14 protein-coding genes are annotated in these 15,781 nt (G+C 74.2%); 10 read left to right on the forward strand and 4 right to left on the reverse strand.

Annotation, left to right across the window (positions count from 1 at the left end; all coding sequences use genetic code 11):
• The first annotated feature begins 8 nt into the window (after positions 1-8).
• The 10 genes from EAH89_RS23655 to EAH89_RS23700 all read left to right on the forward strand — a co-directional run bounded on the left by EAH89_RS23655 (position 9) and on the right by EAH89_RS23700 (position 10,872).
• Positions 9-1,601, forward strand: coding sequence for an ABC transporter substrate-binding protein (locus tag EAH89_RS23655; RefSeq protein WP_140886176.1), 1,593 nt, complete (start codon positions 9-11; stop codon positions 1,599-1,601).
• A gap of 59 nt (positions 1,602-1,660) precedes the next feature.
• Positions 1,661-3,091 carry an amidohydrolase family protein gene (locus tag EAH89_RS23660; protein WP_140886177.1) on the forward strand — a complete coding sequence of 477 codons (1,431 nt, stop codon included), beginning with the start codon at positions 1,661-1,663 and terminating at the stop codon, positions 3,089-3,091.
• Positions 3,088-4,086: an ABC transporter ATP-binding protein gene (locus tag EAH89_RS23665; protein ID WP_140886178.1), complete on the forward strand. Its 999-nt coding sequence runs from the start codon at positions 3,088-3,090 to the stop codon at positions 4,084-4,086. The genes EAH89_RS23660 and EAH89_RS23665 overlap by 4 nt, the downstream gene beginning before the upstream one ends.
• Entirely contained in the window at positions 4,083-5,159 is a 1,077-nt protein-coding gene (locus EAH89_RS23670) for an ABC transporter ATP-binding protein (protein WP_140886179.1), read from the forward strand. The genes EAH89_RS23665 and EAH89_RS23670 overlap by 4 nt, the downstream gene beginning before the upstream one ends.
• A 99-nt stretch (positions 5,160-5,258) precedes the next feature.
• Entirely contained in the window at positions 5,259-7,001 is a 1,743-nt protein-coding gene (locus tag EAH89_RS23675; protein WP_161993727.1) for an amidohydrolase, read from the forward strand.
• Between the two features lie 8 nt (positions 7,002-7,009).
• Positions 7,010-7,471, forward strand: coding sequence for a hypothetical protein (locus EAH89_RS23680; protein WP_140886181.1), 462 nt, complete (start codon positions 7,010-7,012; stop codon positions 7,469-7,471).
• 71 nt (positions 7,472-7,542) lie between these two features.
• Entirely contained in the window at positions 7,543-8,727 is a 1,185-nt protein-coding gene (locus EAH89_RS23685) for an iron-containing alcohol dehydrogenase (RefSeq protein ID WP_140886182.1), read from the forward strand.
• A gap of 7 nt (positions 8,728-8,734) precedes the next feature.
• Positions 8,735-9,268: a sigma-70 family RNA polymerase sigma factor gene (locus EAH89_RS23690; RefSeq protein WP_241667178.1), complete on the forward strand. Its 534-nt coding sequence runs from the start codon at positions 8,735-8,737 to the stop codon at positions 9,266-9,268.
• Positions 9,265-9,981 carry an anti-sigma factor gene (locus tag EAH89_RS23695; protein ID WP_140886184.1) on the forward strand — a complete coding sequence of 239 codons (717 nt, stop codon included), beginning with the start codon at positions 9,265-9,267 and terminating at the stop codon, positions 9,979-9,981. The genes EAH89_RS23690 and EAH89_RS23695 overlap by 4 nt, the downstream gene beginning before the upstream one ends.
• Positions 9,982-10,089: 108 nt before the next feature.
• Positions 10,090-10,872 (forward strand): DUF4394 domain-containing protein, encoded by a 783-nt coding sequence (locus EAH89_RS23700; protein ID WP_140886185.1) that lies wholly within the window; start codon positions 10,090-10,092, stop codon positions 10,870-10,872.
• A 51-nt stretch (positions 10,873-10,923) separates the two neighbouring features.
• Here EAH89_RS23700 and EAH89_RS23705 read toward each other — a convergent pair whose 3' ends face one another.
• From EAH89_RS23705 to secD, 4 genes are read right to left on the reverse strand one after another with little or no spacing between them, the layout of a single operon-like run.
• Positions 10,924-12,075, reverse strand: a complete 1,152-nt coding sequence (locus EAH89_RS23705) for an EAL domain-containing protein (protein WP_140886186.1) — start codon at positions 12,073-12,075, stop codon at positions 10,924-10,926.
• A gap of 52 nt (positions 12,076-12,127) precedes the next feature.
• Positions 12,128-13,096, reverse strand: coding sequence for a tripartite tricarboxylate transporter substrate-binding protein (locus EAH89_RS23710; RefSeq protein WP_140886187.1), 969 nt, complete (start codon positions 13,094-13,096; stop codon positions 12,128-12,130).
• On the reverse strand, positions 13,093-14,106 hold the full coding sequence (secF, locus tag EAH89_RS23715) for a protein translocase subunit SecF (protein ID WP_140886188.1): 1,014 nt from the start codon (positions 14,104-14,106) through the stop codon (positions 13,093-13,095). The genes EAH89_RS23710 and secF overlap by 4 nt, the downstream gene beginning before the upstream one ends.
• Positions 14,107-14,120: 14 nt before the next feature.
• Complete coding sequence (gene secD / locus EAH89_RS23720) at positions 14,121-15,722, reverse strand: protein translocase subunit SecD (protein ID WP_140886189.1); 1,602 nt, start codon at positions 15,720-15,722, stop codon at positions 14,121-14,123.
• Between the last annotated feature and the right edge of the window lie 59 nt (positions 15,723-15,781).

Raw genomic sequence — 15,781 nt, forward strand, 5'->3', positions numbered from 1 at the left:
CACTAGCGATGAAAAGGTGGCTTTACGCGGGGCTCATGGCGCTCGGCGCCGCGGCGCCCGCCGCCGACGCCCTGGCCCAGGCCGCGCCCCGCAACACGCTCGTCGTGCTGCGCGAGATCGACGCCGACAACTACGACCCGCCGCGCTCCACCGCCCGCGGCGCCGGCGAGGTCGTCTACATGATGAGCGACACGCTCGTCTCCCTCGACTGGGACCAGCGCACCGTGCGCCCCGGCCTCGCCGAATCCTGGACCGTCTCCGAGGACGGCAAGACCTACACCTTCAAGCTCCGTCGCGACGTGACCTTCTGCGACGGCAAGCCTTTCACCGCGCGCGACGTGGTCTACACCATCAAGCGCTGGGTCGACCCCTCCACCCGCTCGCCCATCCGCTGGCGCGCCGGCCCCGTGGACGAAGTGGTGGCGATCGACGACTACACCGTCGAGTACAAGCTGAAGGAGCCCTACGGCGAGCTTCTCTACCAGCTCACCCTCTTCTTCGCCGCCATCGTCGACCAGCAGACGGTCGAGAAGCTCGGCGCGAACTTCGGCGTGCAGGGCTTCAACGGCACCGGCCCCTACTGCTGGGGCTCCTGGTCGCCGCGCCAGGACTTCGTGCTGACGCGCCACCCGAACTACCGCTGGGGCCCGCCGATCTACAACAACCCGGCCCCGCAGATCGACCGCGTGATCTGGCGCATCATCCCCGAGGCCAACACCCGCCTCGCGGCGCTCCAGTCCGGCCAGGGCGACGTCACGCAGTACATCCCGCAATTCGCCATCGCGGGCCTGCGCAACGTCCCCACCGTGAAGCTGACGCGCCAGGAGAATTACTTCTGGGACTTCTTCATGGGCTTCAAGGTCGACAAGCCCGTCGTCAGCGACCCCGCCATCCGCCGCGCGGTCAACCTCGGCGTGAACCGCAACGCGGTGGTCCAGGCCACCTTCTTCGGCGCCGCCGACCCGGCCGACGCCTACCTCAACCCGCGCACCATCGGCTACGACGCCGAGGCCGCGAAGATGGTGCCGAGCTTCAACGCCGACGAGGCCCGCCGCGTCCTCGACGAGGCCGGTTGGGCGCCCGGTCCCGACGGCATCCGCGTGAAGAACGGCGAGCGCGCCTCCTTCCTCCTCTACGGCCTGCAGACGAACGAGTGGCGCCGCATGTCGGAGGCGATGCAGGCGGACCTCCGCCGCGTCGGCATCGAGATGCGCGTCCAGCTCTGGGACGCGACGGTGGGCTGGGGCAAGCTGGCGACGCAGGAGTTCGACGCCTTCATGATGTCCTACCCCTACATCTCCGCGACCGACGGCTTCTCCCTCTACTTCGACAGCACCAACCGCCCGACGCCGAACCGGATGAACTGGAACGACCCGGAGACGGACCGCCTGCTGCGCATCGCCAAGACCGGCCTCGCCGAGGGCGACCGCATGAGGGCGATCGGCGAGGCGCAGCGCCGCATCACCGCCGCCAACGTCTGGCTGCCCATCGCGCGGGAGCAGCTCTGGATCGCTGCCTCCGCCCGCACCGAGGGCGTGCGCCCGCACGGCATCTACGGGGTGGGCCTCTACAAGGGCCTCGACATCCGCCTCACGCGCTGACGCCTCCCACGGGTGGCCGCCGGTCGCGGCCACCCCACTTTCTGCACCGGGGAAGAACCATGACCACCGTCATCCGCAACGCCGACGTCGTCGTCGCCTGGGACGCCTCCGCGGGCCGCCATGTCTACATGCAGGACAGCGACGTCGCCTTCGACGGCGGCACCATCACCTTCGTCGGCCGCGGCTACACGGGCCCGGCTGAGGAGGAGATCCAGGGCGCCGGCCTCATGGTCATGCCCGGCCTGGTCAACATCCATTCCCACCCCTCCAGCGAGCCCATGAACAAGGGCCTGCTGGACGAGATCGGCTCGCCGGGCCTCTACAACTCCTCCCTCTACGAGTTCATGCCGATCTTCCGCGCCGACGCCGAGGCCGTGCCCTCCTGCGTGCGCGTGGCGCTCAGCGAGCTCCTCCTTTCCGGCGTCACCACCGTCGCCGACCTCTCCATGGCCCATCCCGGCTGGCTGGACCTCCTCGCCGAATCCGGCATGCGCGTCTGCGTCGCCCCCATGTTCAAGTCCGCGCGCTGGTTCACGAAGAACGGCCACGTCGTGGAGTACGAGTGGGACGAGGCCGCCGGCGAGAAGGCGATGGCGGAGGCCCTCCAGCTCATCGACCGCGCCGAGCAGCACGAGAGCGGCCGCCTCTTCGGCATGGTCGTCCCTGCCCAGATCGACACCTGCGCCCCCGGCCTGCTGCGGGAAAGCAGCCAGGAGGCCCGCGCCCGCGGCCTGTCCTGGCAGATCCACGCCGCGCAGTCCGTCGTGGAGTTCCACGAGATCACCCGCCGCCACGGCATGACGCCGATCGGCTGGCTCGACAGCATGGGCCTGCTCAACGACCGCGCCATCATCGGCCACGGCATCTTCCTCGACGAGCACCCCTCGACGCGCTGGCACACCGACACCGACCTCGGGCGCCTGGCCGAGACCGGCACCACCGTCGCGCATTGCCCGACCGTCTTCGCGCGGCGCGGCATCACCATGAAGAACTTCGGCCGCTACAAGCGCCGCGGCGTGAACATGGGGCTAGGCACCGACACCTACCCGCACAACATGCTCGATGAGATGCGCCTCGTCGGCTACCTCGCCCGCACCCAGGCGACCGACCCCCGTGCCGTCACCACCACCGAGATCTTCGACGCCGCCACCATCGGCGGCGCCAAGGCGCTCGGCCGCGAGGACATCGGCCGCCTCGCCACCGGTTGCCGCGCGGACATCGTGCTGGTGAACGCCGCGCACCCGCAGATGCGCCCGGGCCGCGACCCGCTGCGCAGCCTCGTCTACGCGGCCGGCGACCGCGCGCTGCGCGACGTCTACGTGGACGGCCAGCTCGTCGTGAAGGACGGCATGGTGCTGACGATGGACTACGAGGCGGCCGCCGCCCACCTGCACGACGCCCAGAAGCGCATCCTCGACCGCGCGCCCTCCCAGGACTGGGCGCACCGCCCGGTCGAGGCCATCAGCCCGCCGAGCTTCAACTGGGTATGACGGGCGACACCCTCCTCCGCGTCGAGGACCTCCGCACCACCTTCCCCAGCGGCTCCGGCGAGATCGCGGCGGTGGACGGCGTGACGCTCGAGGTCCCCCGCGGCCGGACGCTCGGCATCGTCGGCGAGAGCGGCTGCGGCAAGTCCATGCTCTCCCTCTCCATCATGCGCCTCGTCCCCAGCCCGGGCCGCCTCGCCCAGGGGCGGGTCGTGCTGGAGGATCGCGACCTCGCCGCCCTCTCGCCCTCCCAGATGCGCGCCGTCCGCGGCAGCGAGATCGCGATGATCTTCCAGGAGCCCATGACCTCGCTGAACCCGGTGCACAGCATCGGCGACCAGATCACCGAGGCCATGCGCGCCCACGACGCAAAGGCGAGCGACGACGAGCTGAGGACCCGCGCAATCGAGGCGCTCCGCCGCGTCCGCATCCCCTCCCCGGAACGCCGCTTCGCCGAGTACCCGCACCAGCTCTCGGGCGGCATGCGCCAGCGCGTGATGATCGCGATGGCGCTGTCCTGCCGCCCCCGCCTCCTGATCGCCGACGAGCCCACCACCGCCCTCGACGTCACCGTCCAGGCCCAGATCCTCGACCTCCTGCGCGACCTGCAGCAGGAAACCGGCATGTCCGTCATCCTCATCACCCACGACCTCGGCGTCGTGGCCGAGATGGCCGACGAGGTTGCCGTGATGTACGCCGGCCGCGTGGTCGAGCGCGGCACCGCCGCCGACATCTTCAACGACCCGCAGCACCCCTACACGATCGGCCTTCTCGGCAGCATCCCGCGCATCGAGGAGGACCGCGAGCGCCTCCTCTCCATCGACGGCAGCGTGCCCCCGCCCTTCGCCTTCCCGAAAGGCTGCCGCTTCCACCCGCGCTGCCCCTTCGCCACCCGCGCCTGCACGGAGGCCGACCCGCCCTTGCGCGAATTGTCGCCCGGCCACCGCGCCGCCTGCATCCGCGCGCCCGTCGAGAACATCCTGGACATCGCGGCATGAGCGAGGCCCCCCTGCTCCGGGCGGACGGCATCGCCAAGCACTACCCCGTCAAGAAGGGCCTCGTCATCGCCCGCCAGGTCGGCGCCGTGCGCGCGGTCGACGGCGTGTCCTTCTCCCTCCACCGCGGCGAGACGCTCGCCCTCGTCGGCGAGAGCGGCTGCGGCAAGTCCACCACCGCCCGCCTCGTGATGCGCCTCATCGAGCCCTCCGCCGGCCGCGTCCACTTCAAGGGCGAGGACGTCACCGCGGTCACCGGCGCGAAGCTCCGCGCGCTCCGCCGCCGCCTGCAGATCGTCTTCCAGGACCCCTACGCGAGCCTCAACCCGCGCCTGACCGTCGCCGACGCCATCTCGGAGCCCATGGCCGTCCACGGCCTCGGCGACGCCGCCTCCCGCCGCGCGCGCGTCGAGGAACTGCTGCGCCTGACGGGCCTGCGCCCCTTCCACGCCAACCGCTTCCCGCACGAGTTCTCCGGCGGCCAGCGCCAGCGCATCGGCATCGCCCGCGCCCTGTCGGTGGAGCCCGAGGTCGTCGTCTGCGACGAGCCCGTCTCCGCGCTCGACGTCTCCATCCAGGCGCAGGTCGTGAACCTGCTGCGCGACCTGCAGCAACGCCTCGGCCTCTCCTACCTCTTCATCGCGCACGACCTCGCGGTGGTGAAGCACGTCGCCGACCGCGTGGCGGTGATGTATCTCGGCCGCATCGTGGAGGTCGCGCCCAAGCACGCGCTCTTCGCCGACCCGCGCCACCCCTACACGCGCGCCCTCCTCGCCGCGATCCCGCGCCCCGATCCCGCGCGCCGCGGCGGCGTGCGCCCGCTCGCCGGCGACCTGCCCAGCCCCATGGCCATCCCGCCCGGCTGCCGCTTCCACACGCGCTGCCCCCACGCGCAGCCCGTCTGCCGCGAGAGTGACCCGCCGCTCCGCGAGATCGCCCCCGGCCACACCAGCGCCTGCCACTTCGCGGAAGACCTCCCGCGCTTCAACGCCGAGGCCGGCGCGGGCGTGCCGCCCATGGCCGCGCGCCGGCTCGCGGCCTACGCGGCGGCGCGCGCGTCCCGGGCCTCCGCCTGACCACGGCGGCCTGACGAGAGAAAGCGCCCCGGGCCTCCGCGCTTGCGGCCCTGCCGCCCCGCGCCCATGCTCCCCGCCATTAATGCCGGAGACCGGGCGATGCGGGAACGGGAAGCGGGCAGGGGCTGGTTCGCCCAGAAGCGCCGGGCGCTGGTCTCCAGCGCGCTCGCCAGCCTCGGCCTCACCTTCCTCCCCGGCGAGGGCCGCGCAGCCGACCCGATCGTCCCCGCCGAGGTCATCCTCCGCAACGCCCGCGTGCTCACGGTCAACGCGGCCGGCGACACCGCCCAGGCCGTCGCCGTCGCGGGCAACCGCATCCTCGCGGTCGGCGCCGACGCCGCCGTGATGGCGCTCGCCAACGCCCGCACGCGCGTCATCGACCTGCGCGGCGCGACCGTCATCCCCGGCCTGCGCGACAGCCACCTCCACACGATCGGCGCCGCGCGCGACATCTTCAACGTCGCCCTCGAGGACGCGCGCGACCTCGACGCCATCCTCAAGGCCCTCGCCGCCCGCGTGGCCACCACGCCGCCCGGCGAATGGGTCATCGCCTCCTCCGGCTGGCACGAGGGCCAGATCGCCGAGGGCCGGATGCCCACGCGCGGCGAGCTCGACCGCATCTCGCCCGACCATCCCGTCTTCATCCCGCGCGGCGGCCACGTCGCCGTCGTCAACTCCGCCGCCCTCCGCCTCGCCGGCATCACGCGCGACACGCCGGACCCGCGCGGCGGCGTCATCGTGCGCGACGGCGGCGAGCCCACGGGCTTCCTCATCGAGGGGCCGGCGATGAACCTCGTCCGCCGCCTCCTGCCCCTCATGTCGCGGGAGAGGCTGACGGAGGGCTTGGCGCGCTTCAGCACGGTGCTCGCCGGCCTCGGCGTCACCGCCTCCACCGAGCCGGGCGCGACGCCGGAGGAGATCGGCGCCTACATGGACCTCTGGCGCATGGGCGGCATGCGGCACCGCGTCCGCATCATGCAGCGCGCCACGGGCCTCGCCGACGTGCGCGCCCGCTCCGCCGTCATGGCGCCCAACTTCGGCGACGACTGGCTCCGCGTCGGCGGCTTCAAGTACCTCTACGACGGCGGGGTGGAGGGCGCCTGGACCTACGACCCCTACCAGATCGTCGAGGGCGAGCAGACCGACCCCGCCTTCCGCGGCAAGCTCCTCGGCCCCGCCGGCGGCGACGCCGAGGCGCTCGAGATGTTCCGCCTCGCCGCCAGCCGCGGCTGGCAGTTCCAGGTCCACATGGTCGGCGACGCCACGACCGACCACGTCCTTGACCTCTGGGAGAAGGTCGCGCAGGACCACCCCATCGCCGACCTCCGCTGGGCCGCCATGCACGTCATGCTGTCCCGGCCGGCCTCGCTGGACCGCATGAAGACGCTCGGCATCCGCGTCACCGTGCAGGACCAGTCCGTGCGCCTAGCCAACAACATGCTGCGCTACTGGGGCCCGGAGCGCGCCGCCTGGTGCACGCCGACGAAAGCGGTGCTCGACCGCGGCATCCCCGCCGGCGCCGGGACCGACGCGCCCGTCGCGCACTGGAACCCCTACGTCGCCCTCTGGTGGCTCGTCACCCGCAAGGTCGAGATCCGCGGCCGCGTCACCGAGCCGCTGGGGCCGGACATGGCCGTCTCCCGCCAGCAGGCGCTCCGCCTCTACACCATGGGCAGCGCGGACGTGGACTTCATGGACGACCGCGCAGGCTCCATCGAGCCCGGCAAGCTCGCCGACCTCGTGGTCCTGTCCGACGACTACCTCACCGTCCCCGAGGATCGCATCCGCGACCTCCGCAGCACGCTGACCATGGTGGACGGCCGCATCCTGCACGAGGCCTGAGCGCGGCCATGGACTTCCGCCTCGCCCGCGCCCCGCGCCCGCCGCTCCGCGCCCACGGCGTCCTCGGCGCGGCCCCCGCCGCCGACTGGGCCGCCGCCGCCGCCGAGCCCGTCGAATGGGAGGACCTCTTCGCCCTCACCGGCCTGCTGGGCGTCGAGATCGGCCCCGCCGCGGCGCGCGCCGGGGAGGTGGTGGAGATGCGCGGCCACATGACGCCTCCCATGGTGGCGGAGGCCGCCTACTTCGTCCTCTCCCGCGACCCGATGCCCGAATGCCCCTTCTGCGCGCCCTCGCTGAGCTGGCCCGACGACATCGTGGTGGTCCATCTCCGCGCGCCCGGCGTCGACATCGACCACCCGCTCCGCCCGGTCCTCGTCCGGGGCGTGCTTCTCCTCGGGGAGGAACCCGGCCCCGTGCCCGGCCTCTCCAGCCACGCCCGGCTGGACGCGGCGCTCTGGCAGCCGCTCTAGGCCCGGCCCCGCCGTTTACGCCGCGCCCGCCCGCCCGCATGATGCGCCCCAACAGAGGGGAACGCCCGCCCATGCACGTCACGCTCGTCGCCCCCCGCCTGATCCTCTCGGGCGGCGGCTCCGTCTCCAAGGTGGCCGAGGTCCTGGCCCAGCTCGGCCTGTCGCGCCCGCTGGTCGTCACCGACCCCTGGATGGCCTCCTCCGGCACGGTCGAGCGCTGCCTCGCCCCCCTCCGCGCCGCCGGCATCGCCGCCGCCGTCTTCAGCGACACCGTGCCCGACCCCACCGATACCGTGGTGGAAGCCGGCGTCCAGGCCTTCAGGTCCGGCGACTACGACTGCCTCATCGGCTTCGGCGGCGGCAGCCCCATGGACACCGCCAAGGCCATCGCCATCCTCGCCGCGGCGCCGGAGGGCACGCATATCCGCGCCTTCAAGGCCCCGGCCCAGGCCAACACCGGCGCCGTGCCCGTCCTCTGCATCCCCACCACCGCCGGCACGGGCAGCGAGGCCACGCGCTTCACCGTCATCACCGACACCGCGCGCGACGAGAAGATGCTCATCGCGGGCCTCGGCGCCCTCCCGCTCGCCGCCATCGTGGACCACGAGCTGACCTGGACCGTCCCGGCCCGCACGGTCGCGGACACCGGCGTGGACAGCCTCACCCACGCGCTCGAGGCCTTCGTCAGCAAGCGCGCCAACCCCTTCAGCGACGACTACGCGCGCCTCGCCATGCGCCTCATCGCCCCCAACCTCCGCCGCGCCTATGCCGACGCGAGCAGCGCGGGCCGCGCGCGGGACGAGGCGGCCCGGGAGGCCATGATGCGCGGCGCCATGCTCGCCGGCCTCGCCTTCTCCAACGCCTCCGTCGCCCTCGTCCACGGCATGTCGCGCCCGATCGGCGCGCATTTCCACGTGCCCCACGGCCTGTCGAACGCCATGCTGCTGCCGGCCGTCACCCGCTTCGGCCTGCAGTCCGCGCTGCCCCGCTACGCCGAGGCCGCGCGCATCATGGGGGTCGCGAAGGAAGGGGAGGGGGACCAGTCCGCCGCCGTCCGCCTCGTCGAGGAGCTGGAGGCGCTCAACCGCGACCTCGCCGTCCCCACCCCCGCCGCCCACGGCATCGCGGCCGAGCGCTGGGACGGGCTGCTCGACACCATGGCCGCCCAGGCCCTCGCCTCCGGCAGCCCCGCCAACAACCCCCGCGTCCCCGACGCCGCCGAGATCGTCGCCCTGTACCGGGAGGCCTATGCCTGACACGGGCTTGACCGCTGACGCCGCGGCGATGATCCGCGGCGTCGCCGAGGGCGAGGCCGGCGCGCTCCGCCGCCTCTACGACGCCCAGGCGTCGCGCCTCTTCGGGGTCGCGATGGCGATCCTGCGCGACCGCGACGCCGCCGCCGACGCCCTGCACGACGCCGTCGTGAAGATCGCCGCCCGCGCGCGCCAGTTCGACCCCGCCCGCGGCGAGGCCGGCGCCTGGCTCGCCGCCATCGTCCGCCACGCCGCCCTCGACCTCGCCCGCGCCCGCGGCCGCGAGACGCCGACCGACGACCCCACGCTCGGCGACGGCGCCGTCGCGCCGGAGGCCTTGGACCGCCTCTGCGAGACCCAGGAGGCCGGGCGGCTGCGCGACTGCCTCGCCGCCCTCGAGGCCCGCAACCGCGAGGGCATCCTCCTGGCCTTCGTCCACGGCCTCTCCCACGCCCAGATCGCGGCCCGGCTCGACCTGCCGCTCGGCACCGTGAAGGCCTGGATCCGCCGCGGCCTCGCCCGCCTCAGGGGCTGCCTCGCATGATCCCTTCCGATCCCGAGGCGCTGGACGCCCTGGCCGCGGAGCACGTCCTCGGCACCCTCGACGCGCGCCAGGCCGCCGAGGTCGCCCGCGCCCTGCCGGTGGACGCCGCCCTCCGCGAGACCGTCGCCCGCTGGGAGGCCCGCCTCGCCCCGCTCGCCGGCCTCGCGCCGCCCGAGACGCCGCCCGACGGCCTCTGGGACCGCATCGAGGCCTCCGTCGCGACGCGCGCGCCCGCGCCCGTCGTCCCCCTCCGCGCCATCCCCGGCCGCGCTGCCCCGCCGCCCCGGCCGGACCGCTTCTGGAAGACCTGGGCCGCCGGCTCCACCGCCGTCGCCGCCGGCCTCGCCGCGGTCCTCTTCCTCCGCCCCGCCGATCCCCCGCGGATGATGACCGTGCTGCTCACCAGCCGCGACCAGCCGGCCTGGCTCGTGGAGACCGAGGGCGCGGGCCTCCGCCTGGCCAGCCTCAACCCCCGGCCCGTCGAGCCCGGCCGCGTGCAGCAGCTCTGGGCCCTGCCGCCCGGCGCCACGGCCCCCACCTCGCTCGGCCTGGTGCCGGAGGGCGGGCAGGCCCGGATCGCCCCCGGCCTCGTCCGGCCCGAGCCCGGCATGCTCATCGAGATCACCCTCGAGCCCCCCGGCGGCTCCCCCACCGGCCGCCCGACCGGCCCCATCCTCTTCATCGGCCGCCTCGCCCCGGCCGCCGGCACCTGAGGCGCCCTCACCACCCTGTGACCGTTCCGCCTGCGTCCAGGAACGCCGCCGCCCCGTAGCGCAGGCAGCGGGGCGATCCCTTCGCCCCTGTCCCGCAAGGAGCGACCCATGACGCACAGCCTCCGCCGCCTGGCTCTCGCCGGCGCCGCCCTCCTCGGCCTCGCCGCCGCCCCGGCCGGCGCCGCCACCCTCGTCGGCCTCACCGCCGAGGGCAGCCTCGTGCGCATCGACACCGAGGGCCGTCGCGCCTCCGCCCCCGTCCGCGTCCGCGGCGCCGACGGCGCGCTGCTCGGCATCGACGTGCGCCCCGCCGACGGCAAGCTCTACGGCGTCACCGCCAGCGGCCAGATCGTCACCATCGACCCCATGACCGGCATGGCCACCAAGGTCAGCCAGCTCTCCGAGGCCTTCGACGCCGGCGGCCGCGCGGTGGTGGATTTCAACCCCGTCGCCGACCGGCTGCGCCTGATGGGCGCCAGCGGCGTGAACTTCCGCGTCAACGTCGAGACCGGCGCCGTGGTCCGCGACGGCCAGCTGAAGTACCAGGCCGGCACGCCGCTCGCCGAGACCATGCCGCGCGTCACCGCCGGCGCCTACACGAACAGCATGGCCGGGGCCACCGCCACCATGCTGCTGACGATCGACAGCGTGCTCGGCCAGCTCAACCTCCAGGCGCCCCCGAACGACGGCGTGCAGCAGGTGCGCGGCCGCGTCGGCGGCGGCGTTCCCGCCACGGCGGCCATGGACATCCTCGCGGAGGGCAGCACCAACACCGCCTACCTTCTCGCGGGCGGCGTGCTGCACACGGTGAACCTCGAGAACGGCACCCCCACCGTTCTCGGCCCGGTGGCCGGCGCAAGCGAGGTGATCGACATCGCGGCGATGCGCTGAGCCGAAGGGCGCGGCCCGCCGGGAAGGGCGGGCCGGCCCGCGCCGGGCGCGCTACTCCGCCCGCCCCCGCGGCGGGCCGGAGGCGCGCCAAGCCGAGGCCCAGGCCGGCAGCCCCGTCGCGGGCAGCGGCCGCCCCACCGCGAAGCCCTGGGCGTGGTCCACCCCCCGGGCCTGCAGCGCCCGCCACAGCGCCCCGTCCGTCACGCCCTCCGCGGTCACGAGCATCCCGCGCCGCCGCGCCATCGCCACCAGCCGCTCCACCTCCGCCCGCGCGCGCCGGCTCGCCGGCATCGCGCCCACCAGGTGCCGGTCGAGCTTCACCCCGGAGAAGGGGAGGTCCATCAGCGCGTCGCGCCGGTCGAGCGTCATGTCGTCGATCCAGACCGCGTGCCCGGCGCCCCGCAGCCGCTCCACGGCCCGCCGCAGCACCGCGCGGTCGCGCACCGGCGTCGTCTCCGTCAGTTCGATGCTCAGCGCCTCCGGCCGCATCCGGGCGCCGCGCAGCAGCCGGGCCAGCCAGGGCACGGTATCGGCCCGCAGCAGCACCTCGAGCGGCAGGTTGATCGAGACGGGCAGCTCGAGCCCGGGGCGGAGGGCGTTCATCTCCTCCGCCGCCATCCGCCCGACCGCCCGCGCGACGGGCACCGACAGCCCGCCGCGCTCGGCCATGGGAAGGAAGGAATCCGGCCCGAGCGGCGTCGCGCCCTGCCGCCCGTCAGGGCGGAGCCAGCGCACCAGCCCCTCCACCCCCACCGGCGCGCAGTCGGCAATCCGCACGATCGGCTGGTAGCGCATGGCCACCTCGCCGCGGCTGAGGCCGAGCCGCAGCGCCGCCACCTCCGCCGCCTCGCCCCCCTCCGGCCGCCCGGTCAGGCGGCGCAGCGCGGCGAGGATGCCCGGCGCGTCCTCCAGCCCGTCAATGCCCCCGAGCATGAGCACCGTCACCTCGCCGAAGGGGTCCTCCGACACTGCCCGCAGCGCCCCCCAGCCGCGCCGCCCCGGCTGCTCCTCCAGCAGGACCGCGAGCGGCGGGCGGCCCGGCGCCACGATCCGCACCAGCGCCTCCTCGGGCGCGAGGACGAGCGCGGGCGGCGCGCCGATCCGGCACAGCCCGTCCTGCACGAGGCGAAGCAGCCGCGGGCTGCGCAGCACCGCGAGGAGCTCCGCGCCCGGCGCCGCCGCCGCGCCGTCCCCCCCGCTCACGGGATCCCTCCGCGCGCTCTCATCCCCGGACCGCTCCTTCCCGCCCGGCCGCTCAGCCGCCCACGACCTGCCAGGGCGAGGTCTCCCAGCGCAGGCGCAGCTCCGCCAGGTCCCGCGCAACGATCGCCCCCCACTCCGCCTCGTCCCGGAAGCGCGGCAGCACCGCGCGCCACTCCGCCTGGGCGAGGAACTCCGGGTCGGCGGCCGCGGCGCGCAGCGCGCGGGCGATGTGCCCCGCCGGCCGCGCCTCGATCCCCGCCGGCACCGCGAGGCCGCGCCGCAGCGCCCCGTCCAGCGGGACGCCCTCCTCGCGCAGCGTCGGCACCTCCGGCATCTGCGGGTGCCGCGCCCCGGCCGCGAGGCCGAGCACCGCGAGACGCCCCTCCCGCACCGCCACGAGCGCCTCCGGCACCGTCAGCAGCGCGGCCGCGACGTTCCCCGAGGCCGCCGCCTGCCGCGCCGCCGCGGCGGAGGGGAAGTGGAGCTGCTCGAGCTTCAGGAAGGGCGCGAGGTCCACCGCCAGGATGGAGGCGGCGCTGACCGGCGGCGGCAGGCCCAGTGGCCGGTCGCTCCCCTGGTCCCGCAGGGCCGACAACTCCGTGCCGGGCGCCGCCACCAGCGCCACCGGCTCCTCCGTCACGGCGCCGAGCAGCCGCAGCCGCTCCATCAGCCCGGTCGCCCGCCGCTCCACCATCCGCGCCACCAGGAAGGGGGTCGGCGCGTAGGCCAGCACCGAGCCGTCGGGCGGCCCGGCCGCCAGCTCCCGCAGCGCCGCCAGCCCCCCTTCGCCCGGGCGGTTCACCACCCGGACCTGCACCTCCTTCATGTGGCGCTCGAGGAAGGGCGCGAAGCCGCGGACCCAGAGGTCCGCCCCGCTGCCGCCCTCGGCCCCCACCAGCAGGGTCAGGTCGCGCGCGCGCTCGGGCGGCGCGTAGGGCGCGGCGCGCTGCGCGCCGGCCGTCCCTGCCGCACCCAGGGCCGAGAGGCCCGCCGCCCCGAGGATCGCGCGCCGTGTCCTCACCCCCGCGGCTCCGCCACCGTCCCAGCCGCTTCCCGCGCCGGCCGCTTCGCGCCGGCCGGCGCCGGGGCCTTGACCACCGCCTCCACCCCGCGCCGGAGGCTCTTCTCGCCGAGGAAGAGAAGGATCGGCGCCGCGATGAAGATCGAGGAGGAGGCCGAGATGATGATCCCGAACAGCATCACCCAGGCGAAGCCCGCCAGCGTCTCGCCCCCGAACAGCGCGAGCGGCAGCGCCGAGAGGAAGAGCGTCATGGAGGTGCCGAGGGTGCGGTTCAGCGTCTCGTTGATCGAGCGGTCGATCAGCTCGCGCAGCGGCATCGTCTTGTACTTGCGGAGGTTCTCCCGCATCCGGTCGTAGACCACGACCTTGTCGTTCGCCGAGAAGCCGATGATCGTCAGGATCGCCGCGATGGTCGTCAGGTTGAACTCCAGCCGGGTCACGGCCAGGAAGCCCACCACCTTCGTCGTGTCGAGCACGAGGGTCGCGATGGCCCCGATGGCGAACTGCCACTCGAAGCGGAACCAGATGTAGACGAGCATCGCGCCGAGCGAGATGGCCAGCGCGATCAGCCCGCCCTGGAACAGCTCGTCGGAGACGCGGTTGCCGACTGCCTCCGTCCGCAGGATCCGCGTGCCGGGCGCGGCCCCTTCCAGCGCGCTGCGCACGCGCGACACCGCCTGCTGCGTCGCCGCCTCCTCCCCCTGCACGGGCAGGCGGATGAGGACCGTGGAGGCGTCGCCGAACTCCTGCATCCCGACGTCGCCGAGGCCGAGGCCGGACACCACGCCGCGAAGCTGCCCGAGATTCGCGGGCCCGGGCGTGCGGGCCTCCATGACGATCCCGCCCTTGAAGTCGATCCCCTTCTCGAGCCCCGGGTAAAAGGCGAGGACGACGGAAGCGGTGGAGAGCACCGCGGAGACCACGAGCCCCGCGATCCGCCCGCGCATGAAGGGGATCCGGGTGTCGTCGGGCACCAGGCGGAAGAGGGGGCGGCGAAGGAAGCCGAGCATGGTTCGAACCCCTCTCAGACCGGCAGCGCGCGCGGGCGCGTGGCCCGGAACCACCAGGAAACGATCAGCCGCACCAGGGTGGTGGCCGTCCACATCTGCACGACCGTGCCGATCGCCACCGTGACCGCGAATCCCTTAACCGGCCCCGAACCGAAGGCGTAGAGGCAGGCCATGGCGATCAGGTTGGTCAGGTTGCTGTCCATGATGGTGCCGGACGCCTTGGTGAACCCGGCCTCCAGCGCCTGAACCGGCGTCCGCCCCGCCCGCGTCTCCTCGCGGATGCGCTCGTTGATGAGGATGTTGGCGTCGAGCGCCGTGCCCAGCGTCAGCACGATGCCCGCGATCCCCGGCAGCGTCAGCGTCGCCTGCAGGAGCGACAGCGCCGCCAGCATGAGCATGATGTTCACGACGAGCGCGATGTTGGCGAACCAGCCGAGCAGCCCGTAGGCGAAGCCCATGTAGAGGAAGACGAAGAGCGCCCCGGCCGCGAGCGCGAGCATGCCCGCCCGGATCGCGTCCGCCCCCAGCTCCGGCCCGACCGTCCGCTCCTCCACCACCGTCAGCGGCGCCGGCAGCGCGCCGGCCCGCAGCAGCACCGCCACGTCGTTGGCCGTGCGCGCGTTGAAGCTGCCGCTGATCTGCCCGCGCCCGCCCGTGATGGGCTCGCGGATGACCGGCGCGGTGATCACCTTGTCGTCGAGCACGATGGCGAAGGGCCGGCCCACGTTCTGCCGCGTCACCTCCGCGAAGCGGCGGGTGCCGACGGAGTCGAAGGTGAAGTTCACCACCCACTCGTTGTTCCGGCTGTCCTGCCCCGCGCGGGCGTCGGACAGGTTGGCCCCGTCCACCTCCACGCGCCGGCGCACGGCGTAGCGGCTTGGCGCCTGCCCGCCGCGCTCCTCGCCCTGGAGGAACTGCACCCCCGGCGGCGGCGCGCCGGCCGCGGGGTTCGCGTTCTCGTCCAGCAGGTGGAAGGTCATGCGCGCCGTGCGGCCCAGCAGGTCCTTGATCCGGTTGGGATCCTCCACGCCCGGAAGCTGGACCAGGATCCGGTTCTGCCCCTGGCGCGCGATCAGCGCCTCGGAGACGCCGGTCTCGTCGATGCGCCGCCGCACGATCTCGAGCGACTGCTCCACGGCCCCGCTCCCCCGCGCCACCAGCGCCGCGTCCGACAGCGTCGCCGTCACCGTGCCGTCGGGCGCCGCCGTGACGGCGATGTCGGGCTCGGTCGCGGTGGTGGAGCCCCGCACGGGCACGGGGTTCGCCAGCTCCCGGATCGCCGCCGCCGCCGCCTCGGCTTGGGCCGGGTCGCGCACGCGAAGGCTCATCCGCCGGTTGTTCGGGTCGCCCGCCAGGTTGGCGTAGCCAATATTGGCCGTGCGCAGCCGCGTCCGCGCCGCGTCCACCAGGCTCTCCACCCGCTCCTTGACCACCGCGTTCATGTCCACCTCCAGCAGGAGGTAGGACCCGCCGCGCAGGTCGAGTCCGAGCGAGATCTGCCGCGCCGCCCAGGCCGGCAGCACCGACCGCGGAACGATGTTCGGGACGCAAAGGATCAGCCCCAGGGCGATGACGCCCAGGATCGCGGCGACTTTCCACCGCGCGAAATACAACATGGCCTTTGCGGCCCCCCGTCGAACCGTGTGTGAGAACCCGAGTATGCCACAAAAAGGGC

It is taken from the genome of Muricoccus nepalensis (assembly GCF_006438825.1).
Classification (GTDB): domain Bacteria; phylum Pseudomonadota; class Alphaproteobacteria; order Acetobacterales; family Acetobacteraceae; genus Roseomonas; species Roseomonas nepalensis.

What these genes read in the sequence shown, in the direction of transcription:
- EAH89_RS23655 (WP_140886176.1), top strand. Translation starts at nt 9, where the DNA reads ATGAAAAGGTGGCTTTACGCGGGGCTCATGGCGCTCGGCGCCGCGGCG.
- EAH89_RS23660 (WP_140886177.1), top strand. Translation starts at nt 1,661, where the DNA reads ATGACCACCGTCATCCGCAACGCCGACGTCGTCGTCGCCTGGGACGCC.
- EAH89_RS23665 (WP_140886178.1), top strand. Translation starts at nt 3,088, where the DNA reads ATGACGGGCGACACCCTCCTCCGCGTCGAGGACCTCCGCACCACCTTC.
- EAH89_RS23670 (WP_140886179.1), top strand. Translation starts at nt 4,083, where the DNA reads ATGAGCGAGGCCCCCCTGCTCCGGGCGGACGGCATCGCCAAGCACTAC.
- EAH89_RS23675 (WP_161993727.1), top strand. Translation starts at nt 5,259, where the DNA reads ATGCGGGAACGGGAAGCGGGCAGGGGCTGGTTCGCCCAGAAGCGCCGG.
- EAH89_RS23680 (WP_140886181.1), top strand. Translation starts at nt 7,010, where the DNA reads ATGGACTTCCGCCTCGCCCGCGCCCCGCGCCCGCCGCTCCGCGCCCAC.
- EAH89_RS23685 (WP_140886182.1), top strand. Translation starts at nt 7,543, where the DNA reads ATGCACGTCACGCTCGTCGCCCCCCGCCTGATCCTCTCGGGCGGCGGC.
- EAH89_RS23695 (WP_140886184.1), top strand. Translation starts at nt 9,265, where the DNA reads ATGATCCCTTCCGATCCCGAGGCGCTGGACGCCCTGGCCGCGGAGCAC.
- EAH89_RS23700 (WP_140886185.1), top strand. Translation starts at nt 10,090, where the DNA reads ATGACGCACAGCCTCCGCCGCCTGGCTCTCGCCGGCGCCGCCCTCCTC.
- secF (WP_140886188.1), bottom strand. Translation starts at nt 14,106, where the DNA reads ATGCTCGGCTTCCTTCGCCGCCCCCTCTTCCGCCTGGTGCCCGACGAC.
- secD (WP_140886189.1), bottom strand. Translation starts at nt 15,722, where the DNA reads ATGTTGTATTTCGCGCGGTGGAAAGTCGCCGCGATCCTGGGCGTCATC.